General features: G+C 64.0%; 18 protein-coding genes. 15 read left to right on the top strand and 3 right to left on the bottom strand.

Annotated features, from left to right (window positions below; all coding sequences use genetic code 11):
* The first annotated feature begins 239 nt into the window (after positions 1 to 239).
* The 7 genes from KDW96_RS02885 to KDW96_RS02855 all read left to right on the top strand — a co-directional run bounded on the left by KDW96_RS02885 (position 240) and on the right by KDW96_RS02855 (position 7,564).
* On the top strand, positions 240 to 1,604 hold the full coding sequence (locus tag KDW96_RS02885; protein ID WP_255838907.1) for a pyridoxal-phosphate dependent enzyme: 1,365 nt from the start codon (positions 240 to 242) through the stop codon (positions 1,602 to 1,604).
* 30 nt (positions 1,605 to 1,634) lie between these two features.
* Positions 1,635 to 2,792, top strand: a complete 1,158-nt coding sequence (locus tag KDW96_RS02880) for a trans-sulfuration enzyme family protein (RefSeq protein ID WP_255838906.1) — start codon at positions 1,635 to 1,637, stop codon at positions 2,790 to 2,792.
* Between the two features lie 215 nt (positions 2,793 to 3,007).
* A complete protein-coding gene (locus KDW96_RS02875; protein WP_255838905.1) occupies positions 3,008 to 3,679 on the top strand; it encodes a hypothetical protein in 672 nt (223 codons plus the stop codon).
* 109 nt (positions 3,680 to 3,788) lie between these two features.
* Entirely contained in the window at positions 3,789 to 4,742 is a 954-nt protein-coding gene (locus KDW96_RS02870; RefSeq protein WP_255838903.1) for a P-loop NTPase family protein, read from the top strand.
* A gap of 5 nt (positions 4,743 to 4,747) precedes the next feature.
* Positions 4,748 to 6,391, top strand: coding sequence for an ABC transporter transmembrane domain-containing protein (locus KDW96_RS02865; RefSeq protein ID WP_255838902.1), 1,644 nt, complete (start codon positions 4,748 to 4,750; stop codon positions 6,389 to 6,391).
* A complete protein-coding gene (locus tag KDW96_RS02860; protein ID WP_255838901.1) occupies positions 6,388 to 7,155 on the top strand; it encodes an alpha/beta fold hydrolase in 768 nt (255 codons plus the stop codon). Before KDW96_RS02865 ends, KDW96_RS02860 begins: the two co-directional genes overlap by 4 nt.
* Before the next feature lie 4 nt (positions 7,156 to 7,159).
* Complete coding sequence (locus tag KDW96_RS02855) at positions 7,160 to 7,564, top strand: putative periplasmic lipoprotein (protein WP_255838900.1); 405 nt, start codon at positions 7,160 to 7,162, stop codon at positions 7,562 to 7,564.
* A gap of 87 nt (positions 7,565 to 7,651) precedes the next feature.
* Here KDW96_RS02855 and KDW96_RS02850 read toward each other — a convergent pair whose 3' ends face one another.
* Positions 7,652 to 8,125 (bottom strand): sll1863 family stress response protein, encoded by a 474-nt coding sequence (locus KDW96_RS02850; RefSeq protein WP_255838899.1) that lies wholly within the window; start codon positions 8,123 to 8,125, stop codon positions 7,652 to 7,654.
* A gap of 79 nt (positions 8,126 to 8,204) precedes the next feature.
* Positions 8,205 to 8,492: a sll1863 family stress response protein gene (locus tag KDW96_RS02845; RefSeq protein WP_255838898.1), complete on the bottom strand. Its 288-nt coding sequence runs from the start codon at positions 8,490 to 8,492 to the stop codon at positions 8,205 to 8,207.
* Between the two features lie 425 nt (positions 8,493 to 8,917).
* Between KDW96_RS02845 and KDW96_RS02840 the strand changes: the two genes are divergently transcribed.
* From KDW96_RS02840 to KDW96_RS02810, 7 genes are all read left to right on the top strand, one after another.
* Positions 8,918 to 9,679, top strand: coding sequence for an SDR family oxidoreductase (locus KDW96_RS02840; RefSeq protein WP_255838897.1), 762 nt, complete (start codon positions 8,918 to 8,920; stop codon positions 9,677 to 9,679).
* Between the two features lie 303 nt (positions 9,680 to 9,982).
* Complete coding sequence (locus KDW96_RS02835; protein ID WP_255838896.1) at positions 9,983 to 10,324, top strand: ribonuclease E inhibitor RraB; 342 nt, start codon at positions 9,983 to 9,985, stop codon at positions 10,322 to 10,324.
* 109 nt (positions 10,325 to 10,433) lie between these two features.
* Positions 10,434 to 10,883: a type 1 glutamine amidotransferase gene (locus KDW96_RS02830; RefSeq protein ID WP_255838895.1), complete on the top strand. Its 450-nt coding sequence runs from the start codon at positions 10,434 to 10,436 to the stop codon at positions 10,881 to 10,883.
* Between the two features lie 256 nt (positions 10,884 to 11,139).
* The gene (locus KDW96_RS02825; RefSeq protein ID WP_255838894.1) at positions 11,140 to 12,549 is read left to right on the top strand and encodes a circularly permuted type 2 ATP-grasp protein; all 1,410 of its coding nucleotides are present in this window, start codon (positions 11,140 to 11,142) and stop codon (positions 12,547 to 12,549) included.
* 2 nt (positions 12,550 to 12,551) lie between these two features.
* On the top strand, positions 12,552 to 13,502 hold the full coding sequence (locus tag KDW96_RS02820) for an alpha-E domain-containing protein (RefSeq protein WP_255838893.1): 951 nt from the start codon (positions 12,552 to 12,554) through the stop codon (positions 13,500 to 13,502).
* The gene (locus tag KDW96_RS02815) at positions 13,499 to 14,296 is read left to right on the top strand and encodes a transglutaminase family protein (RefSeq protein ID WP_255838892.1); all 798 of its coding nucleotides are present in this window, start codon (positions 13,499 to 13,501) and stop codon (positions 14,294 to 14,296) included. Before KDW96_RS02820 ends, KDW96_RS02815 begins: the two co-directional genes overlap by 4 nt.
* 54 nt (positions 14,297 to 14,350) lie before the next feature.
* The gene (locus tag KDW96_RS02810) at positions 14,351 to 15,085 is read left to right on the top strand and encodes a proteasome-type protease (RefSeq protein ID WP_255838891.1); all 735 of its coding nucleotides are present in this window, start codon (positions 14,351 to 14,353) and stop codon (positions 15,083 to 15,085) included.
* Positions 15,086 to 15,100: 15 nt separating this feature from the next.
* On the opposite strand, the gene KDW96_RS02805 is transcribed toward KDW96_RS02810, so the two are convergent.
* Positions 15,101 to 15,901: a cytochrome c gene (locus KDW96_RS02805; protein ID WP_255838890.1), complete on the bottom strand. Its 801-nt coding sequence runs from the start codon at positions 15,899 to 15,901 to the stop codon at positions 15,101 to 15,103.
* Positions 15,902 to 16,636: 735 nt separating this feature from the next.
* Between KDW96_RS02805 and KDW96_RS02800 the strand changes: the two genes are divergently transcribed.
* Positions 16,637 to 17,842 (top strand): acetyl-CoA C-acetyltransferase, encoded by a 1,206-nt coding sequence (locus tag KDW96_RS02800; protein WP_255838889.1) that lies wholly within the window; start codon positions 16,637 to 16,639, stop codon positions 17,840 to 17,842.
* Positions 17,843 to 17,850 lie beyond the last annotated feature (8 nt).

Raw genomic sequence — 17,850 nt, 5'->3', positions numbered from 1 at the left:
TGCGGTTGCGAGCGGTTTATCGGCCACTGTGCCGCGTTTCTGAAGGTGTCAGATCGGCCAAAAGGCGGAACAAGGGGGAGGCTCGGCGCCCGCTGGATTGCGCTTGCAGCGGCGCTGCCTTCGTCGGCTCGAGGGCGCTGGCGCCTGGCCCCTCGATACCTCTGCGCCTATAACTTAAGGCATCGCGATCGGCCTGCCCTTGTGGTGCGGCCAGCGCAGCCGACGCCGGGGAGCACACCATGGCCAGCAGCCCTATCCTGGAGATGATCGGCAACACGCCGATCCTGCCGCTCACCCACCTGGACACCGGCCCCTGCGAGCTGTTCGTCAAGCTCGAGAGCCAGAATCCCGGTGGTTCGATCAAGGACCGCATCGCCCTGACCATGATCGAGGCCGCCGAGCGCAGCGGCGAGCTGAAGCCCGGCGGCACCATCATCGAGGCCACCGCCGGCAACACCGGACTGGGCCTGGCCCTGGTCGCCGCGCAGAAGGGCTACCACATGCTGCTGGTGGTGCCGGACAAGATGAGCCGCGAGAAGATCTTCCACCTCAAGGCCCTGGGCGCCGAGGTGCGCCTGACCCGCTCCGACGTGGGCAAGGGCCACCCCGAGTACTACCAGGACCTGGCCCGCAGCATCGCCGCGCAGATGCCCGGCGCCTTCTATATCGACCAGTTCAACAACCCGGCCAATGCCTGGGCCCACGAGAGCGGCACCGGCCCGGAAATCTGGGCGCAGATGGCGCAGCGGGTCGATGCGGTGGTGGTCGGTGTCGGCTCGGGCGGCACCCTGGGCGGCCTGACCCGGTTCTTCCAGCGGGTGGCGCCGCAGCTCGAGATGGTCCTGGCCGACCCCGAAGGCTCGGTGCTGGCCGACTACGTGGAGACGGGGCAGTTCGGCGAGGCCGGCAGCTGGCTGGTGGAGGGCATAGGCGAGGACTTCGTCCCGGCCATCGCCGATTTCGCCCTGGTCAAGCGCGCCTACCGCATCTCCGACGCCGAGAGCCTGCACACCGCGCGCCTGCTGCTGCAGCAGGAAGGCGTGCTGGCCGGCTCCTCCTCCGGCACCCTGCTGGCCGCCGCCTTGCGCTACTGCCGGGAGCAGACCACGGCCAAACGCGTGCTGACCTTCGTCTGCGACAGCGGCAACAAGTACCTGTCGAAGATGTTCAATGACTACTGGATGATCGACCAGGGTCTGATCGAGCGGCCGAAGGAGGGCAATCTGCGCGACCTGATTGCGCGGCGCTACGACGAGGGCACCACCGTCACCTGCAAGCCCGAGGAAAGCCTGGCGGCGGTCTACGGGCGCATGCGCTTTCATGACATCGACCAGGTGCCGGTGATGGAGGGCGACCGGGTAGTCGGCCTGATCGACGAGTGGGACCTGCTGCGCGCGGTGAAGGACGCCCCGGAGCATTTCCAGCTGCCGGTGCGCAAGGCGATGGTCACCAGACTCGAGACCCTCGACCCGGACGTGTCGCTCGAGCGCCTGCTGCAGACCTTCGATCAGGGCCATGTGGCGCTGATCGTCGAGAACGGCCGCTTCCTCGGCCTGATCACCAAGAGCGACGTGCTCAACCTCTGGCGCCGCACCCTGCGCTGAGGCCTGGCCGATCGCCCACAGGAGCCACCCATGAGTGAATTCGAAACCCTGGCTGTGCACGCCGGCTATGAGCCGGACTGGACCGGCGCGGTGATGCCGCCGATCTACGCCACTTCGACCTTCCGTCAACAGTCGCCCGGGGTGCACGCCGGCTACGAGTATGGGCGCAGCCAGAACCCGACGCGTCAGGCCGTCGAAGCCGCAATCGCCGAACTGGAGGGCGGCGCCCAGGGCTTTGCCTTCGCTTCCGGCCTGGCCGCCTGCGCCACGGTGCTGGAGCTGCTGCCGGCCGGTAGTCACATAGTCGCGGTGGACGATCTGTACGGCGGCACCTACCGCCTGTTCGAACGGGTGCGCAAGCCCGGCGCCGGCCTGCAGGTCAGCTATGTGCCGGCGGACGCCGACGCCGCCACCCTGGCCGCGGCGCTCAAGCCCGAGACCCGGATGATCTGGGTCGAGACGCCGACCAATCCGACCCTCAAGCTCTGCGACCTGGCTGAGGTCGGTCGGCTGGGGCGTGAACGCGGCATCCTCACCGTGGCCGACAACACCTTTGCCTCGCCCTATCTGCAGCGGCCACTGGAGCACGGCTTCGACCTCGTCCTGCATTCGGCGACCAAGTACCTCAATGGCCACTCCGATGTAATCGCCGGGCTGGTGGCGGTGGCCGACCGCCCTGAGCTGGCCGAGCAACTGGCCTTCCTGCAGAACTCGGTGGGTGGCATTCTCGATCCCTTCTCAAGCTTTCTCTGCCTGCGCGGCATGCGCACCCTGGCCCTGCGCCTGCAGCGGCACGTCGACAACGCCAGCGAACTGGCGGCCTGGCTGGAGCGCCAGCCCCAGGTGGCCTCGGTGCTCTACCCGGGCCTTGCCAGCCACCCGCAGCATCACCTGGCCAGGCGGCAGATGCGCGGCTTCGGTGGCCTGGTCACTCTCTATCTGGCCTGCGATGGCGAAGGCACCCGGCGCTTTCTCGAGGCCACCGAGCTGTTCACCCTGGCCGAGAGCCTGGGCGGGGTGGAAAGCCTCATCAGCCAGCCGGCGAAGATGACCCATGCCTCCATCCCTGCCGAGCGCCGCGAGCTGATCGGCATCACCGACAACCTGGTGCGCCTGTCGGTGGGTATCGAGCATGTGGAGGATTTGCGTGCGGACCTGCGGCAGGCGTTGGCAGCGATAGCCGGGTAGCTCGCAAAATATTCACAGAAATTTGCATCGATAAAGGTGCGAAATGATGTGAACTTGATCGTAAAGGGAGGAGGGTTAAAAAGAGGAGAAAGCTACCGTTCCTCGGGAAGTCGGTTAATCCGGCTTGAACGGATCAGACCATGGTCCAGTCTTAACTGAGTGTCTCTGCTGTCGTCGGGTCATCCGGCGATGCCTGATAAAAGCGGGAGCGACTCATGTTAGCGGCCAAATTATTCTTTCTGACACTCTGTCTGTCACTGCTTTCCCTGCTCGCTTACGCCGGGCCGCCGGTGGGGTCGGTGGCCTTCTACTCCGATGGCACGGTGGAAAAGCTTATTGCCTACGACGGTACCCGAGCTGTCTGGGAGGACACCCGCAAGCGTCGCCACACCCATGGCAACCATCCCCTTTCGCCTGTGTCGCCTGTGTCGAACCGCGAGGATCTTCTGCGCCCAAAGCGTGGCTATGTGGTCGAGGTGAAGAGCGGTAACCCGGCGCGCCTGGTTGGTGCGCCGGCCGGCAGCGCGGAACGTTTCGTGTTGCGGCGTATCTACCGTGACGGCCGCAGGACGCTGCGCGAGTGGCAGTGTCAGTCCCTGGGCAAAGGGTCCTTTGCGCTGGAGGGGCGGGTGCTGGGCACCGAGCGTTACGCCTGCCTGCGCAGCTACCGCAACAGCAGCGGTTCTTCCCTGCGCAAGGACGAGCGGCTGGTCAGCTATGCGCCCAGTTTGAATCTGGTCGTCAACCTCGAGCGAACGAAGACCAAGAGCTACCGAAAGCGCTCTGACAAGACTTCCACCACCACCCGCACCCTGAAACATCTGCTTCAGCCCAAGGACGCCAGCGCCAAAAGGATCGGGCAAATCCACCGCCAACTGGCGAAGTGAGCAAGCCATGAGTGATTCCGTCGCATCTCTACAGCAGCGGTTACAAAAGGCCAAACAGAGTTATGTAACCCGCCACCTCCAGATATCCGCCTGTCATGCGTTGTTACCCATGCAGCCCGTGTCTTTGGGCGATCTGCTTTTGGCCCGCATCACCCGGATCCGGCAGCATCCACGCATCGAACTGCCCTGCGGGCGGCGCGCCAATCTGTTCACCGATGACGAAGTGATTCTGGCGGCCGGCAACCGCTATGCCACCGACCAGTTCGCCGCGACCCTGCCGACCACCAGTACTGCCCATCTGGTAGCTGGCGGCGGCATCGCCGCCGAGGTCGTCAGTCGCCATTGCCAGGTCAAGCCTGCCACCGAAATCGAGATCATCGGCCTGTTGGCCGACGAGCATCAGCAGGTCCTGAACCTCAGCCGTTTCGTCACCCTGAATCCCCCGCCCGAGGAACTGGTGACCGGCGGAATGCGCATTCTGCTGGTGGTCGGCACCGGCATGAACAGCGGCAAGACCACGTTGGCTACCGCACTGGTGTCCACCCTCAGCCGCCAGTCCTGTCGGGTGGTGGCGGCCAAGCTGACCGGCACCGGATCGGGACCGGATGTCTGGCGATTTCTCGATGCCGGGGCCATGGCTGCCTACGACTTTACCGATGCGGGCTTGCCCGGTACCTGGAAACAGCCGACCGAGCGCCTGTTCACCATCGCCCGGCAGATCATCGACGCGGCCTGCACCCATGAGGCGCAGTACCTGGTCATCGAGTTGGCCGATGGCATCTTGCAGGAGGAAACCAAGGCGCTGATCGAGCACCAGGGCTTCCTTGCGCTGTGCGACGGTTGTTTTCTCGCCGCCGATTGCGCCCCAGGCGCGCTCATGCTGGTCCAGCAGCTGTCGGCGCAGAAGGTGCCGATACTGGCGATCAGCGGCACCCTGACCAAGGCGCCCTTGCTGATCGAGGAAGTGTGCCATCACACCGGCTTGCCCGCGCTCACCCTCGAGCAGATCTACGACACGCGCACGGTGGATATCGTCCTTGGAGAATTGAGTCCGGTGCGATGAGCACCTTGGCCGCAGTCACCGACAATAGGCGCTGGCAGGGTCTCGTGGGCCTGAGCCTGATCGGCTTTGCCCAGTCCCTGTCGCTGCTGTTTTTCATCATTCAGATTCGCCGGCGGATAATGGCCCAGGAAGGACCGTTCCTCGAGGCTTTGTTGCTGCTGGTACCCCTTGTGCTGCTGCTGTCCGCCGGGCGCTACCTGGAGCGCACGGTGGCCGAACGCATTGCCCAGAGTTACATCCATGACGTTCGAACCCAGATATTCGACCACTTTCTGCGTCTGCCCACCGCCGAGGCGCTACGGGTGGGGCGGGGCACGCTGCTGATGCGCCTGACCGGGGACCTCTCGGCCCTGCGCAACTGGCTGGTGGAGGGCGTGGCGCGCCTCACCGTGCTGGGGGTCTGGCTGGCGGTGGCACTGATTGTCCTGGTGCTTCTCGACCCCTTGCTGGTCGCCGTGCTCGGCGTCCTGAGTCTTGCCGCCATCCCCATCTACTGGCTGGGCGGGCGCTATTTCTACAACGCCAGCAGCAATACCCGCATGCACCGCTCCCGGCTTATGAACTACATGAGCCAGCGCATCGCAGCGGTGGCGCTGATTCAATCGATGAATCAAACCGCGCGCGAGGAAAGGAGGTTTCGCCGGTTGAGCGATGACATGCACCGCTGGCAGCTCAAGCGCGCAAAAGGCGGCGGCTTGCTGCGGGGCGGTACTGAATTCATCAGCCTGAGTCTGGTGGGCTTGCTCGCCCTGGTGGGGCACAACCGGGTGCTCAGTGGCCAGCTATCGGCGGATCAGTTCGTCATGGTGCTCATAGTGGCGCTGTACATGCTGCCGCAATTACGACGCCTCGGGCGGGTCTATGAATACTGGAAACAGAATCAACTGGCGCGCTACAAGCTGCAGCGGTTCTTGCGCCGTGCCCCGCTCGCCGAGGGCGGCCGCCGGCTCAAGCTGCCTGTGGGCAAGGCGGTTTCCGTCACGCTGTCGCTCAGCTCCGAGCAGCGGGGCGAGCTGAAGCTGTCTGCGCCCGCTGGCGCCCGGGTGATCCTGTCTGGTGCATCGGGCAGCGGCAAAAGCCGCCTGCTGCGTGCGCTGGCCGGCATCGAACCGCTCCCCGCGCTGACCGGCAGCCTCGACTCAACCCCGCTGGATGGGCTGGCGGCGGCCGAACGTCAGCGTCGAATCGTATTGATTAGCGAGCCCGCGTCGCTCTGGGAAACCTCGATACGGGCGAACCTGACCTACGGCATGCGCCGCGGTGATCAGCAGGATATCGAGCAGGCCATCGACCTGTGCGGCCTGCGCTCGCTGGCCGAGCGCTTGCCCGGCGGCCTGGACAGCCGTCTCGGGGCCAAGGGCATCCAGCTATCCAGTGCAGAAGAGTTCAAGCTGATGCTCGCCCGTGGGTTGTTGCGCCGCCCTTCGCTGTTGCTGATCGATCATCCTTCGGTCTCGAGCAATAGCGAGATCGATGAGCTGCTGGGCCAGGTCAGCGAGGCTTTTGCCGGGACACTGATCGTGGCGCGCACGGATGGAAAACGTCCGGCTTGGGCGACCAGGTTCTGGACGCTGACGCCGCCGCTACTCGGTGTAGTGCCAGAAGCGTCGAGCTCGGTGCGCCGCGAAGGCGGAGGAGACTCACTATGAGAAAAGCTGAGATCTATAGCACCCGTGAACTGTCGGCATGGCTCTATGAGCCGCCCACAGTTACGGAGCCTAATCGGCTGTTGATCTGCGTCCACGGCATCTCGCGCAACGCCCGGCAGCAGCAGGAGGCCTTCAGCGCGACCGCTGATGAGCTGGGGGTTCGCCTGCTGGCGCCGGAGTTCACCCATGAGCGTTTTCCCGGCTATCAGCGCCTCGACAGTGGCATCGGCATGACCCGCGCCGATTTGGCCCTCAACCGCATGCTCTTGAGCCTGGGCAGTGACCTGAAGGTGCCGCGCTGGACGCTCGATATGTTTGGCTATTCAGGCGGCGCGCAGTTCAGCCACCGCTACGCGCTCTGCTATCCAGGCGCCGTGCGCAGCCTGGCACTGGCCGGGGCAGGCTGGTACACCTTTCCCGATCACTCGGTGAGGTATCCGCGCGGACTGGCCGGCTGGCCGGCCGTACTGCCGGGGCCTGCGTCCATCGAGACGCTGGTGCGGATTCCCACGCTGGTGCTCGTGGGGGATCGCGACACGCTGCGCGATGCCAGCCTGCGCAAGGGCGAGCGCATCGACAAACAGCAGGGTCGGCATCGTCTGGCCCGGGCCCACAAATGGGTCAAGCGCTGGCGTGGGTTGGGTCACACAAACCTTGAGCTCTGCGAGCTGGAAGGGGGCGAGCATGACTTCGCCCTGTGCGCCGAACACACCCAGATGCTGAGCAGCATCAATTATTTCCTGACGCGAACAGAAGGAATCTGAGGACATGAAACGATTACTGATGACTTCGTGCGGCGCGATCCTGGTTGCCGGCTGCGCGACCCTGACAGGCCCGACCATTGACGCGCCGAAGCTGCTCAGCGCCCAGCAGGTGACGGCCGCCTTTTCCGGCAATACCGTGCGTTCCTACAACCGCAGCCGCAAGCTCAATACCTACACCTACTACGATCCGGACGGCAGCGTGCTTCAGGAGCGCTTCTGGGAGGTGCGCAAAGGGCGCTGGCATGTCAAACCCGATGGCCAGATCTGTCTGGTGTTCGAGAGGACATCCTGCCGTTTCGTGGGATGGGCCGGAGATCGGCTTTACAAGTACCGGCGCACGACCAATGGCGAGCTGAAGGCGATCATCCGCTACTCCGACTTTACCGCGGGCAACTATGTCGGCTTGTAAGTCTCGTAGCTCAAGAAACGCCGGAATCCGGGTGTCGCAACAGCCCCTGATGGCCGCTCCCTTGCAAAAGAGCTGTTGCGCGGATCTCTATTTTTTCTGGCTATCGAAGTCCTTCGCGGCTTTCTCCCAGGCGTCGTGCAGGGAGGAGTAGGCGTCCGAGAAGCCAGTCTTCATCTCCTCCCAGGCATCGGCCGAGCTGCTCTGCAAACTGCCATATTTTTCGGCGAGCACCATGCGTTGCTTTCTGATGGCCTGCAGGCTGCTGCGTGCCTCGTCCCTGGCAGCCTGATTCATCTGCTCCCAGTTCTTGTCGATGCGGCTCTCAAGCGCCGCCATGCGATTGTCCACCTTGTCCAGCGCCGCCTTGGTTTCCTGGATGGCCTGGTCGCGCTGCTCGACGCTGTAGCCTTTGATCGCCTGCATCAGGTCCTGGGTTTCCTGCTTCACCTGTTCCATGCTGGCCTGGTTCGCGGCGTCCTCCGCGAAGCTGGCGGGCGAAACACCGAACAGGGCAAGGGCAGCCATCAGCAGTGCTGAGCGCAAGGCGTTGTTGGCGGTCATCTTCGTCTACCTCCGGTTGATTCACGGCGACTCCGGATTGCCAGGTTCGGGCACGGCAACCTTCGCGGGGTGATGTGCGCTATTTGAAGCGGGCGCTCGCCGACTTCAAGGCCGCGCTCAAGGACTCGAGCGCGCCGTCGGCGCCCGCTTTGATATCTTCCCAGGCCTCCTCGCTGGATCCTTTTATGTTCTCGAGTTTGTCCTGCGCGGCGGCCCGCTTTTCACGCAGGTCTTCGAGTTGTTTCTGATACTCGAGTTGGCTGTCGGCCTCGGCCTGGGCGGCTCTGGCTTTGAGCTTGTCGATGTCGGCGCTGAGTTCGTCGAGCTGGGCTTGCAGCTTCTTTTCGTAGGCCTCTTTCTTGCTCATGATCAATTGCCTGTAGGAATGGGCTGCGGGTGGTGCCTGGACTGTTCGCCTGTTCAGGTCTCAACGGTGAGACGGTGACCACGCTGTCAAAGGCTGGCGCGAGCGTCTGGCAGCACCTGAAAGCGTAGCCCATCGGCCCCTGTGCACTGCGCGATCGGTCCTTACCTCGGCAGGACGGCGGACTCCAGCAGTCGCTGCTCCGGCGCGTCCTCAGGCTGGGCGCCGGGCCGACGATGGGAAGTCCTGACACGCCAAGGTCAAGCTGCCGCAGCTGTCCGGGCTATACCTACAGCTATAGGGTTGGCCCATGCCCGGCAGTCCGTCGAGCCTGGCACAGGCTCATAAAGATCACCATCGCGGTCGAGTTGCGGGCGCAGGTCGTAGCGGGGCCGGGTGTGATCCTCCATAGCCAGCGAGGTGGCTCAGTGGACAATATTCTGATCACCGGCGCCGCCTCGGGCATTGGCGCGGCAACGGCCCGGCTGTTCCATTCCCGCGGCTGGACGGTAGGACTGCTCGATATCAACCACCATGACCTGGCCGACTTGGCGAGTGAACTCGGCGGCGTCTGGCATGCCGAACTCGATGTGGCCGATCCGGACGCGGTACAGGTCGCGCTGGCGGACTTCTGCGCACTGCACGGCGGTCAGCTGCGTCTGCTGTTCAACTGTGCCGGGCGCATGTGCTCCGGCCATTTCGGGGAAGTGGCGCTCGCCGAGCAGGTGCGCGTGGTCCAGGTCAATGTGCTCGGCGTGCTCAATATGAGCCATGCGGCCTTTCCCTACCTCAAGGCCACGAGTAACGCCCAGGTGATCAATATGGGCTCGGCGTCCGCGGTCTATGGTGTGCCTTACCTGGCCAGTTACTCGGCATCCAAGTTCGCCGTGCGCGGTTTGACCGAGGCGCTGGAACTGGAATGGGGCGCCCACGGCATCCGGGTCGGCGACCTGATGCCGCCCTTCGTCGCCACGCCCATGCTCGCCAGCCAGCACTTCGAGGCGCCGATCAAGCGCCGCCTGGGCGTCAGGCTGCAGGCTAGGGATATCGCCGAGGCCGTCTGGCAACAGGCCCAGGGCGCGGCGCTGCACCGTCCGGTCAGTCTGCGGTTCAAGCTGCTGTACTGGGCGGCGCAGCTCGCGCCGACCTGGATCAACCGGCTGATCATGAGCCGGCTCAGTCGCGAGTAGCGTCGCTGGACATTTCGCGGCCGGCGATCTGAGTCGCGCCGCCGGTCGCCGGCGAAACGTTTAGTGATGGCTTGGCGCAGCAAACTTGTCCGGCGCGCGCTACCCTGCAATAGACGGCTCTGAATCATTCGATCTGAATGGCTCTACGTCGACCAGCCCTGGCTTCAGGTCTGGCTTATGACACATCAAGCAGCACTTGCTTGATTCTCGGGACGGCACTTTCCGGTGTCGCGACACCGCCGCAGTAATGACGGTTGCAATGGGAAAGCGGTTAATCCATCCATCGCCTGAGGAGATCACTTCATGAGCACAGCCTTGTACGATGATGTCAGCAGCGGAGTATTACGGCGGATGAAGGAGGGCGGCTTCGACTTTGCCAGCTTCCATCCAATCGAGTTCTACGCCATTTTCCCCGATGAGGAACGGGCCCGCATGGCGACCAGAAATTTTCGTGGTGAATCCTTGCATGCCCTGGTGACCGAGCGCGATGACGGCGCCTGGCACCTGCAGGTGAGCAAAGTGATGTATGCGACCCACGCCGGTATCGGCGACTTCGAGCATGACCTGGAGTCGGTGGTGATACCGCTTGGCGGCACCCTGGATGGCTGGGGCGTCACGCAGGAGGTGAAGGCCTCGCGACCTTAGTGGGTGCCCGGAGGCAGGCCCTCATCGGTCATTGACCGATGAGGGCGCGGGCCGCCGACGGCTCGACTCGAGCCTGCCCAATGTCCCACTCAGGGCGGCGGAGGCTGTGATGAGCGATATTCTGATTCTTACCCACATCGACTACTGCCCGCCGGGCTATCTGGCCCAGGTACTCGATGAGGCGCAGCGCGACTTCAGCGTGCTGCGCGTCGAACTTGGCGAACTGGATGGCCATGACCTGGAGCGGCCCCGCGTCGTGGCCATCATGGGTGGGCCCATGAGCGTCAATGACGCACTGCCCTGGCCGGCCACGGAAGTCGCCGCGCTGCAGCACTTCATACGCCGTGACATCCCCCTGATCGACCGGTGCCTGGGCGCTCAGCTGCTGGCCAGGGCGCTGGGCGCCGAGGTCCGGCGCATGCCCTATACGGAAAGCGGCTGGCAGCCCAGTTGGCAGAGCACGGCCGAGATGCTCGATCGGCTGCCCGCCAGGGTCGCGGCCCGCAACCAGGTGGCTCAGGGTTTCTACCGGCACTGGCTGAACCTCGCGTTTGCGTGATTCGCGTCGCTCGACTCGGATGTTTTCCGGGCTGCCCGGCGCTTTAGAGGGCAGTGCCTATACTGAGGGGTAGTGAGCGGCGATTGCGCTATCCGATGCCTCTTGGTGGGGCGCGTATGGGGGCAGAAATCACCGTGCTGTGCCTTAGGGGTGCGGGTTACTCCTTTCAGCTGCGTAACAGATTGAATTCACAGGGATAAGCCTGGTGGCTCGGGCTTTGCAACGCTCTAGTGCATCCGGGGGCAAGGAGTACGGCATGGCGCGCACCTTCTATGACGAGATGTACCTGGCGAACGGCGAGTGTCGTGAGCACTATCGCGAGTTCACCCGTTGGCTGGCGGAAACACCGAAGGATTCGCTGGCGCAACGGCGGCGCGAGGCCGACCTGCTGTTCCACCGGGCCGGGATTACCTTCACCCTCTATGGCGATGACCAGGGCACCGAGCGCCTGATTCCCTTCGACATCATTCCGCGCAGCATTCCGGCGAGCGAGTGGCAGATGGTTGAGCGTGGCTGCATCCAGCGGGTGCAGGCACTGAACATGTTTCTCGCCGATATCTACCATGATCAGCGCATCCTCAAGGCCGGGATCATTCCCGCCGAGCAGGTGTTGGCCAACGAGGGCTATCAGATGGCGATGCAGGGCCTCGACCTGCACCGCGATCTCTATGCACACATCGCCGGCGTCGATCTGGTACGCGACGGTGACGGCACCTATTACGTGTTGGAGGACAACCTGCGCACACCGAGCGGTGTCAGCTACATGCTCGAAGACCGCAAGATGATGATGCGCCTGTTCCCCGAGCTGTTCGCCGCACAGCGGGTCGCCCCGATCAACCACTACCCCAGTCTGCTGCTCGAGACCCTCAAGAGCTCCAGTGCCCTGGACAACCCGACTGTGGTGGTGCTGACCCCGGGGCGATTCAATAGTGCCTATTTCGAACACGCGTTCCTGGCCCGCGAGATGGGGGTGGAACTGGTCGAGGGGGCCGACCTGCTGGTGCGTGACGACAAGCTGTTTATGCGCACCACTTCAGGGACCAGGCAGGTGGACGTGGTCTATCGGCGGATCGACGACGCCTTCCTCGACCCGCTGGCCTTCAATCCCGACTCCATGCTCGGCGTGCCGGGGCTGCTGTCGACCTATCGCTCCGGCAATGTGGTACTGGCCAATGCCATCGGTACCGGGGTGGCGGACGACAAGTCGATCTACCCCTATGTCGACGAGATGATCCGTTTCTACCTGGACGAGGAGGCGATCCTCAAGAACGTGCCGACCTGGCAGTGCCGCAAGCCCGAGGAACTGTCCCATGTGCTGGCCCACCTGCCGGAGCTGGTGGTCAAGGAAACCCAGGGTTCCGGCGGCTACGGCATGCTGGTGGGACCGGCGGCGAGCAAGGCGGAAATCGAGGAGTTTCGCACGCGGCTGATTGCCAGGCCGGAGGCCTATATCGCCCAGCCAACCCTGTCGCTGTCGACCTGCCCGACCTTTGTCGAGAACGGTATCGCGCCGCGGCACATCGACCTGCGTCCGTTCGTCCTGTCCGGTCGCGAAACCCGCCTGGTGCCCGGCGGCCTGACCCGTGTGGCATTGCGTGAAGGCTCGCTGGTGGTCAACTCGTCGCAGGGCGGCGGTACCAAGGACACCTGGGTGGTGGAGGACTGATCATGCTTTCGAGAACTGCCTCGGACCTGTACTGGATGTCGCGCTACCTGGAGCGCGCCGAGAACCTGGCGCGGATGCTCGACGTCAGCTATTCGCTGTCGCTGATGCCCCAGGACGGCAGCGGCGATGGCCTGGATGAACTGGCCATGCCACTGCTGATTACCGGCACTCTGGATGAGTACCTGGAGCGGCATGGGCAGATGCATGCCGAGCGCATGCTCAACTTCTTCGCCCTGGATGCGGACAACCCTGCAAGCATCTACTGCTGCCTACAGGCCGCACGAACCAATGCCCATGCCGTGCGTGGGCGCATCACCGGGGACATGTGGGAGAACATCAATGCCACCTGGCTGGAGATTCGCGGGATCTCCGAGCAGGGGCTGGGGCGCTTCGGCATCAGCCGTTTCTGTGAGTGGGTCAAGGAGCGTTCCCATCTGTTCCGCGGCGCCACCTTCGGCACCATCATGCGTGGCGACTCCTATCGCTTCATCCGTCTGGGCATCTTCATCGAACGGGCCGACAATACCCTGCGGTTGCTCGATGCCCGTTATGAGTTGCTCGGCGAGGACATCGACGAGATTGATGGTCGGCCGGCGCGCAGTTACTACCAGTGGACCGCCTTGCTGCGGGCCCTGTCGTCGTTCGAGGCCTTCGCCGAGATCTACCGTGGCTCACCCGGATCACGCAAGGTGTCCGAACTGCTGCTGTTGCGGCCCGAAGTACCCCGTTCCCTGCGGGCGTGCATGGACGAGCTCAACCTGATGCTCGCCAATTTGCCGGGCGAAAACGGGCGGCCGGCCCAGCGCCTGGCCGCGGAGCTGGAAGCGCGCCTGCGCTATACCGGCATCAACGAAATACTCGATGAGGGGCTGCACGCCTGGCTCACCGACTTCATCCAGCAGGTCCGCCTGCTGGGCCAAGCCATACAGACGTCATACCTGGAGGTCGCATGAGACTGTCCATTAGTCATGACACCACGTACCACTACGAAGATCAGGTTCGCGCCAGCATTCAGTATCTGCGCGTGACGCCCCATGACAGCGAGCGCCAGCATGTATTGAACTGGCAGCTCAAGCTGCCCCATCCCGCCCGCGCGCAGTTGGACCCCTATGGCAATATCCTCCATGTGCTGACCCTGGACGAACCCCACGACACCGTGGTGATCGGCGCCCGCGGTCAGGTCGACATCGACGAGCAGCGCGAGTCCGAGCACGAGGACCAGTCGGCCCTGCCGTTTCTGCGCTTCACCCACCTGACCGCGGCGGACGAAGCGTTGCGCGAGTTCGCCCTGCAGCAGTGCCAGCAGCGCCGCGACCGCGCGGCGCTGATAGACCTGATGCATGCGCTGAACGCCCATATCAGCTACCTGCCAGGCAGCACCGAGACCGAAACCAGCGCCGCGCAAGCCTTTGCCGGGCGACAGGGGGTGTGCCAGGATCAGGCCCATGCCTTCCTCGCCTGCGTGCGTAGCCTGGGAATCCCGGCGCGCTATGTGTCGGGTTATCTGTACACCGGCGAAGACGAGCACATGGCCAGCCATGCCTGGGCCGAAGCCTGGTTGGATGGCGCCTGGTACAGCTTCGACGTGACCAATTGCCTGAGCATACCCGAGCGGCATATCAAGCTGGCCGTCGGCCTGGATTATCTGGATGCCTGCCCGGTGCGCGGTGTTCGCCGCGGTGGGGGCGGCCAGCAGATGCGCGCGAAGCTGAATGCGTTGCCGCTGCTGCGCGCTCAGGCGCAGTAGTGCGGCGCCGTCGGGCCTGGGCCCGCCTGGCCGGTACTGCTGAGGGGGGTTAGCGTGACCTACTGCGTAGCGATGAGCCTGGCCGAAGGCCTGGTCTTTGTTTCCGACTCACGCACCAACGCCGGGGTCGATCACATCGCGACCTTTCGCAAACTGCATGTGTTCGGCGTACCCGGCGAGCGGTTGTTGGTGCTGCAAAGCGCCGGCAACCTGGCCACGTCGCAGTCGGTAATCAGCCTGCTGCGTCAACGCCTGAACGGCGAAGGTCCTCATCTGCACAACGTGGCCAGCCTGTTCGCCGCCGCCCTGCTGTTGGGCGAGACGCTGCGTGAAACGCTGGCGCGCGAGGGCAAGAGCGATCTGACCCAGGGCGTCGACCTGAGTTGTTCGTTCCTGATTGGGGGGCAGATCCAGGGCGCACCGCCCGAACTCTACAACATCTATCCCCAGGGCAACTTCATCGCCTCCACCGAGGACACGCCGTACTTCCAGATCGGTGAAAGCAAATACGGCAAACCCATCATCGATCGCTCCCTCACCTACCAGACCCAACTGGAGCAGGCTTTGCGCTGCGCGCTAATTTCCTTCGACTCGACCATCCGCAGCAACCTCTCGGTCGGCATGCCGCTCGACGTGCTGGTTTACAGAGCCGACAGCCTGATGCTGCCGAGCGGCTTTCGCGTGGAGGAGAGCGACAGTTATTTCGAGACCATTCGCCGGCAGTGGGGCACCGGCCTGCGCGAGCTGCTGGGCGATCTGCCGGCACCGCCTGGCGACTACTGGAACTGATGCTGTGCAGCCTGGCTAGGGCGCAAGCACTTTACGCCCGGCCATGTGAGCCAGATAAGCGAGCAGCTGCGCCAGCTCCCCATCGCTCAGCAGTGAGTTATCGAACCTCGGCATCCGCCCCTGGGGCCAGCGCCGCACGCTTTGCGGGTCGCGGATGTAGCGGGCGAGATAGTCGCCGGCGAAGTATTCGGTGGGGTTGCTGGGGATGTTCAGGTCCGGGCCGAACCTGGAGTCGCCGGCGCCATTGAGGCGGTGGCAGGCCATGCAGTGCTTCTGGTACTGGGCAAAGCCGGCCTGTATCTGCCTGCCCGCATCCTTGGCCGGCAACAGCTGCGGGAAACGCTGCTCGACCGGTGGCAGCCGGCGGATCTGGGCGATCCGAAATGGCCATTGTTCCGCGCCGATGCGACTGGCCTGTGGGTTCGTCCAGACCAGATAGAAGGGGCCTGCACTGGCCTTGTTGGGCGCCAGTGGCGGCCAGGGCGCGCGCGGGTCTTCCACGGCCAGCCAGGGCTGCGCACCGGTGCGGTTGAGCAGCAGCCTGGCCGGTAGCTCGGCGGCAAAACCATCATGGGCCACTGCCTGCAGATGGTCGTCAGGGTTTATGCCTGGCAGCAGCGCCGTCAGCGGCACCGCCCGGTAGCGCATGACGCGTTTGTAGCTGACGTCATCGACAATCTCGATCCAGCGTGCCTGGGGGTGGGCGAGCAGCTCGGCGCTGCTCAAGCTGCGGCTGACGGCACCTATTTCCAGGCTTAGCTCTGCCGCCTGCACCCAAGTGCTCAGTATCATCAAGGCGAGTATCAATCGACGCATGTTCGCTTCCGCCGCTGCATGAAAGTTGGGGCACCGGCTACTGCGCGACAGGGGCATGCGGTGGCTGGGGCCTCAGGCCCGCAGTCACCGATTCTAGCGTGCTTTGGCGTTTCCCGTGTCATGCCCCGAGAGCCGCGCCACGGCGCTACAAGGGGTGAGGAAACCTGTTGAGTCAGCTGACCAGGCGGGTCAGGTTGGGAAGGATCAGGATAACCGTCGTGGCGAATACGATCAGGCCTGCTTGCCGAAACTTGGGTTGTCTGAACATGACCATCTGCCTTTTGTTGTTCTTGGCGTGGCGTCCAATGCCAGTTCTCTAGGCACTGCGAACTGCGGCGTCACACCGGGCGTGGACTGACATACCGCCCCGGCAATACCCGGCTGCGGTCCCTAGCATGGGTCGATCACTGCATTCCAGCCCTTGTAACTCTAGGGGGCGCATCACAGTTTTATTAGATGACGTGGTTATAAGTTGAGGTTTTTCTTGAGAATTGGGTTCTTGAGGCTGCCCCATCTGCCTGTACGGCCCTTGAGCCAGACACTCGCGCGCATCCCTTGCCGCTATTGCGCCAGCAGGCGACCGTTCGTCTGAACGGAGCGGTCAATGACCCTGAGCGCTTCGGTCATTGAGCCTGGCGAGCCCGGAGGTATGGTTAAGCAGATGAACCACGGGCACGCCTGAGGTAATAGCCGTGCTGACTCTATTCACACCTCTCAGCGGGGTTCGAGGACGCCATGACCGAAGCATTCATTTTCGATGCGCTGCGCACGCCCCGCGGCAAGGGCAAGAAGGACGGCGCCCTGTACAGCGTCAAGCCGGTCACGCTGGTTGCCGGTCTGCTCAACGCACTGCAGAGCCGTAACAATCTGGATACCAGCCAGGTCGACGATGTCGTCCTTGGCTGCGTGACCCCGATCGGTGAACAGGGTGCCGATATTGCCAAGACGGCAGCCATGGTCGCGGACTGGGACGTGAGCGTCAGTGGTGTGCAACTCAACCGCTTCTGCGCATCTGGACTGGAGGCGGTGAACATCGGCGCGATGAAGGTGCGCTCGGGCTTCGAGGACCTGGTGGTGGTCGGCGGCGTGGAGTCCATGTCGCGGGTGCCCATGGGCGGCGATGGCGGTGCCTGGGTGATGGACCCGGAAACCAATCTGCACACCCATTTCACCCCCCAGGGCATCGGCGCCGATCTGATCGCCACCCTGGAGGGCTTCAGCCGCCGCGATGTCGATGCCTTCGCCCTGCGCTCGCAGCAAAAGGCTGCACGCGCCAGTGGCGACGGCTCGTTCGCCAAGTCCCTGGTTGCGGTGACGGATCAGAACGGCATCGTGCTCCTCGACCATGACGAGTTCATCCGTGGCGACAGTACCCTCGAGGGGCTGGGCAAACTCAAGCCCAGTTTCGAGATGATCGGCCAGATGGGTTTCGACAGCACGGCCCTGAGTGTCTACAGCCAGCTCGAACGTATCGACCATGTGCACACGCCCGGCAACAGCTCGGGCATCGTCGATGGCGCCGCGCTGATGCTTATCGGCTCTGCCGCCAAGGGCCAGGAACTGGGCCTCAAGCCCCGGGCGCGGATCGTCGCCACTGCCGTGACCGGCACCGACCCGACCATCATGCTCACCGGCCCGGCGCCGGCCACGCGCAAGGCACTGGCCAAGGCCGGCCTGTCGGTGGACGACATCGACCTGTTCGAGGTCAACGAGGCCTTCGCCTCGGTGGTGCTGAAATTCATGAAGGACATGGGCGTGAGCGAAGACAAGGTCAACGTCAACGGCGGCTCCATCGCCATGGGCCACCCGCTGGGCGCCACCGGTTGCGCCATTCTCGGCACCCTGCTCGACGAACTGGAGAGACGCCGGCTGCGCTATGGCCTGGCGACCCTGTGCGTCGGCGGCGGCATGGGTATCGCCACCATCATTGAACGAGTCTGAGGCGGGGA

The organism is Pseudomonas benzenivorans (assembly GCF_024397895.1).
In the GTDB taxonomy this organism is placed as follows: domain Bacteria; phylum Pseudomonadota; class Gammaproteobacteria; order Pseudomonadales; family Pseudomonadaceae; genus Aquipseudomonas; species Aquipseudomonas benzenivorans_A.
Note: the sequence above shows the minus strand (reverse complement) of the source record. Positions and strands in the feature narration are given on the sequence as shown.

Bases quoted from the DNA above. Each gene is read 5' to 3' on its own strand.
- KDW96_RS02885 (WP_255838907.1), top strand. From the start codon at position 240: ATGGCCAGCAGCCCTATCCTGGAGATGATCGGCAACACGCCGATCCTG.
- KDW96_RS02880 (WP_255838906.1), top strand. From the start codon at position 1,635: ATGAGTGAATTCGAAACCCTGGCTGTGCACGCCGGCTATGAGCCGGAC.
- KDW96_RS02875 (WP_255838905.1), top strand. From the start codon at position 3,008: ATGTTAGCGGCCAAATTATTCTTTCTGACACTCTGTCTGTCACTGCTT.
- KDW96_RS02870 (WP_255838903.1), top strand. From the start codon at position 3,789: ATGCAGCCCGTGTCTTTGGGCGATCTGCTTTTGGCCCGCATCACCCGG.
- KDW96_RS02860 (WP_255838901.1), top strand. From the start codon at position 6,388: ATGAGAAAAGCTGAGATCTATAGCACCCGTGAACTGTCGGCATGGCTC.
- KDW96_RS02855 (WP_255838900.1), top strand. From the start codon at position 7,160: ATGAAACGATTACTGATGACTTCGTGCGGCGCGATCCTGGTTGCCGGC.
- KDW96_RS02850 (WP_255838899.1), bottom strand. From the start codon at position 8,125: ATGACCGCCAACAACGCCTTGCGCTCAGCACTGCTGATGGCTGCCCTT.
- KDW96_RS02845 (WP_255838898.1), bottom strand. From the start codon at position 8,492: ATGAGCAAGAAAGAGGCCTACGAAAAGAAGCTGCAAGCCCAGCTCGAC.
- KDW96_RS02835 (WP_255838896.1), top strand. From the start codon at position 9,983: ATGAGCACAGCCTTGTACGATGATGTCAGCAGCGGAGTATTACGGCGG.
- KDW96_RS02830 (WP_255838895.1), top strand. From the start codon at position 10,434: ATGAGCGATATTCTGATTCTTACCCACATCGACTACTGCCCGCCGGGC.
- KDW96_RS02825 (WP_255838894.1), top strand. From the start codon at position 11,140: ATGGCGCGCACCTTCTATGACGAGATGTACCTGGCGAACGGCGAGTGT.
- KDW96_RS02820 (WP_255838893.1), top strand. From the start codon at position 12,552: ATGCTTTCGAGAACTGCCTCGGACCTGTACTGGATGTCGCGCTACCTG.
- KDW96_RS02815 (WP_255838892.1), top strand. From the start codon at position 13,499: ATGAGACTGTCCATTAGTCATGACACCACGTACCACTACGAAGATCAG.
- KDW96_RS02805 (WP_255838890.1), bottom strand. From the start codon at position 15,901: ATGCGTCGATTGATACTCGCCTTGATGATACTGAGCACTTGGGTGCAG.
- KDW96_RS02800 (WP_255838889.1), top strand. From the start codon at position 16,637: ATGACCGAAGCATTCATTTTCGATGCGCTGCGCACGCCCCGCGGCAAG.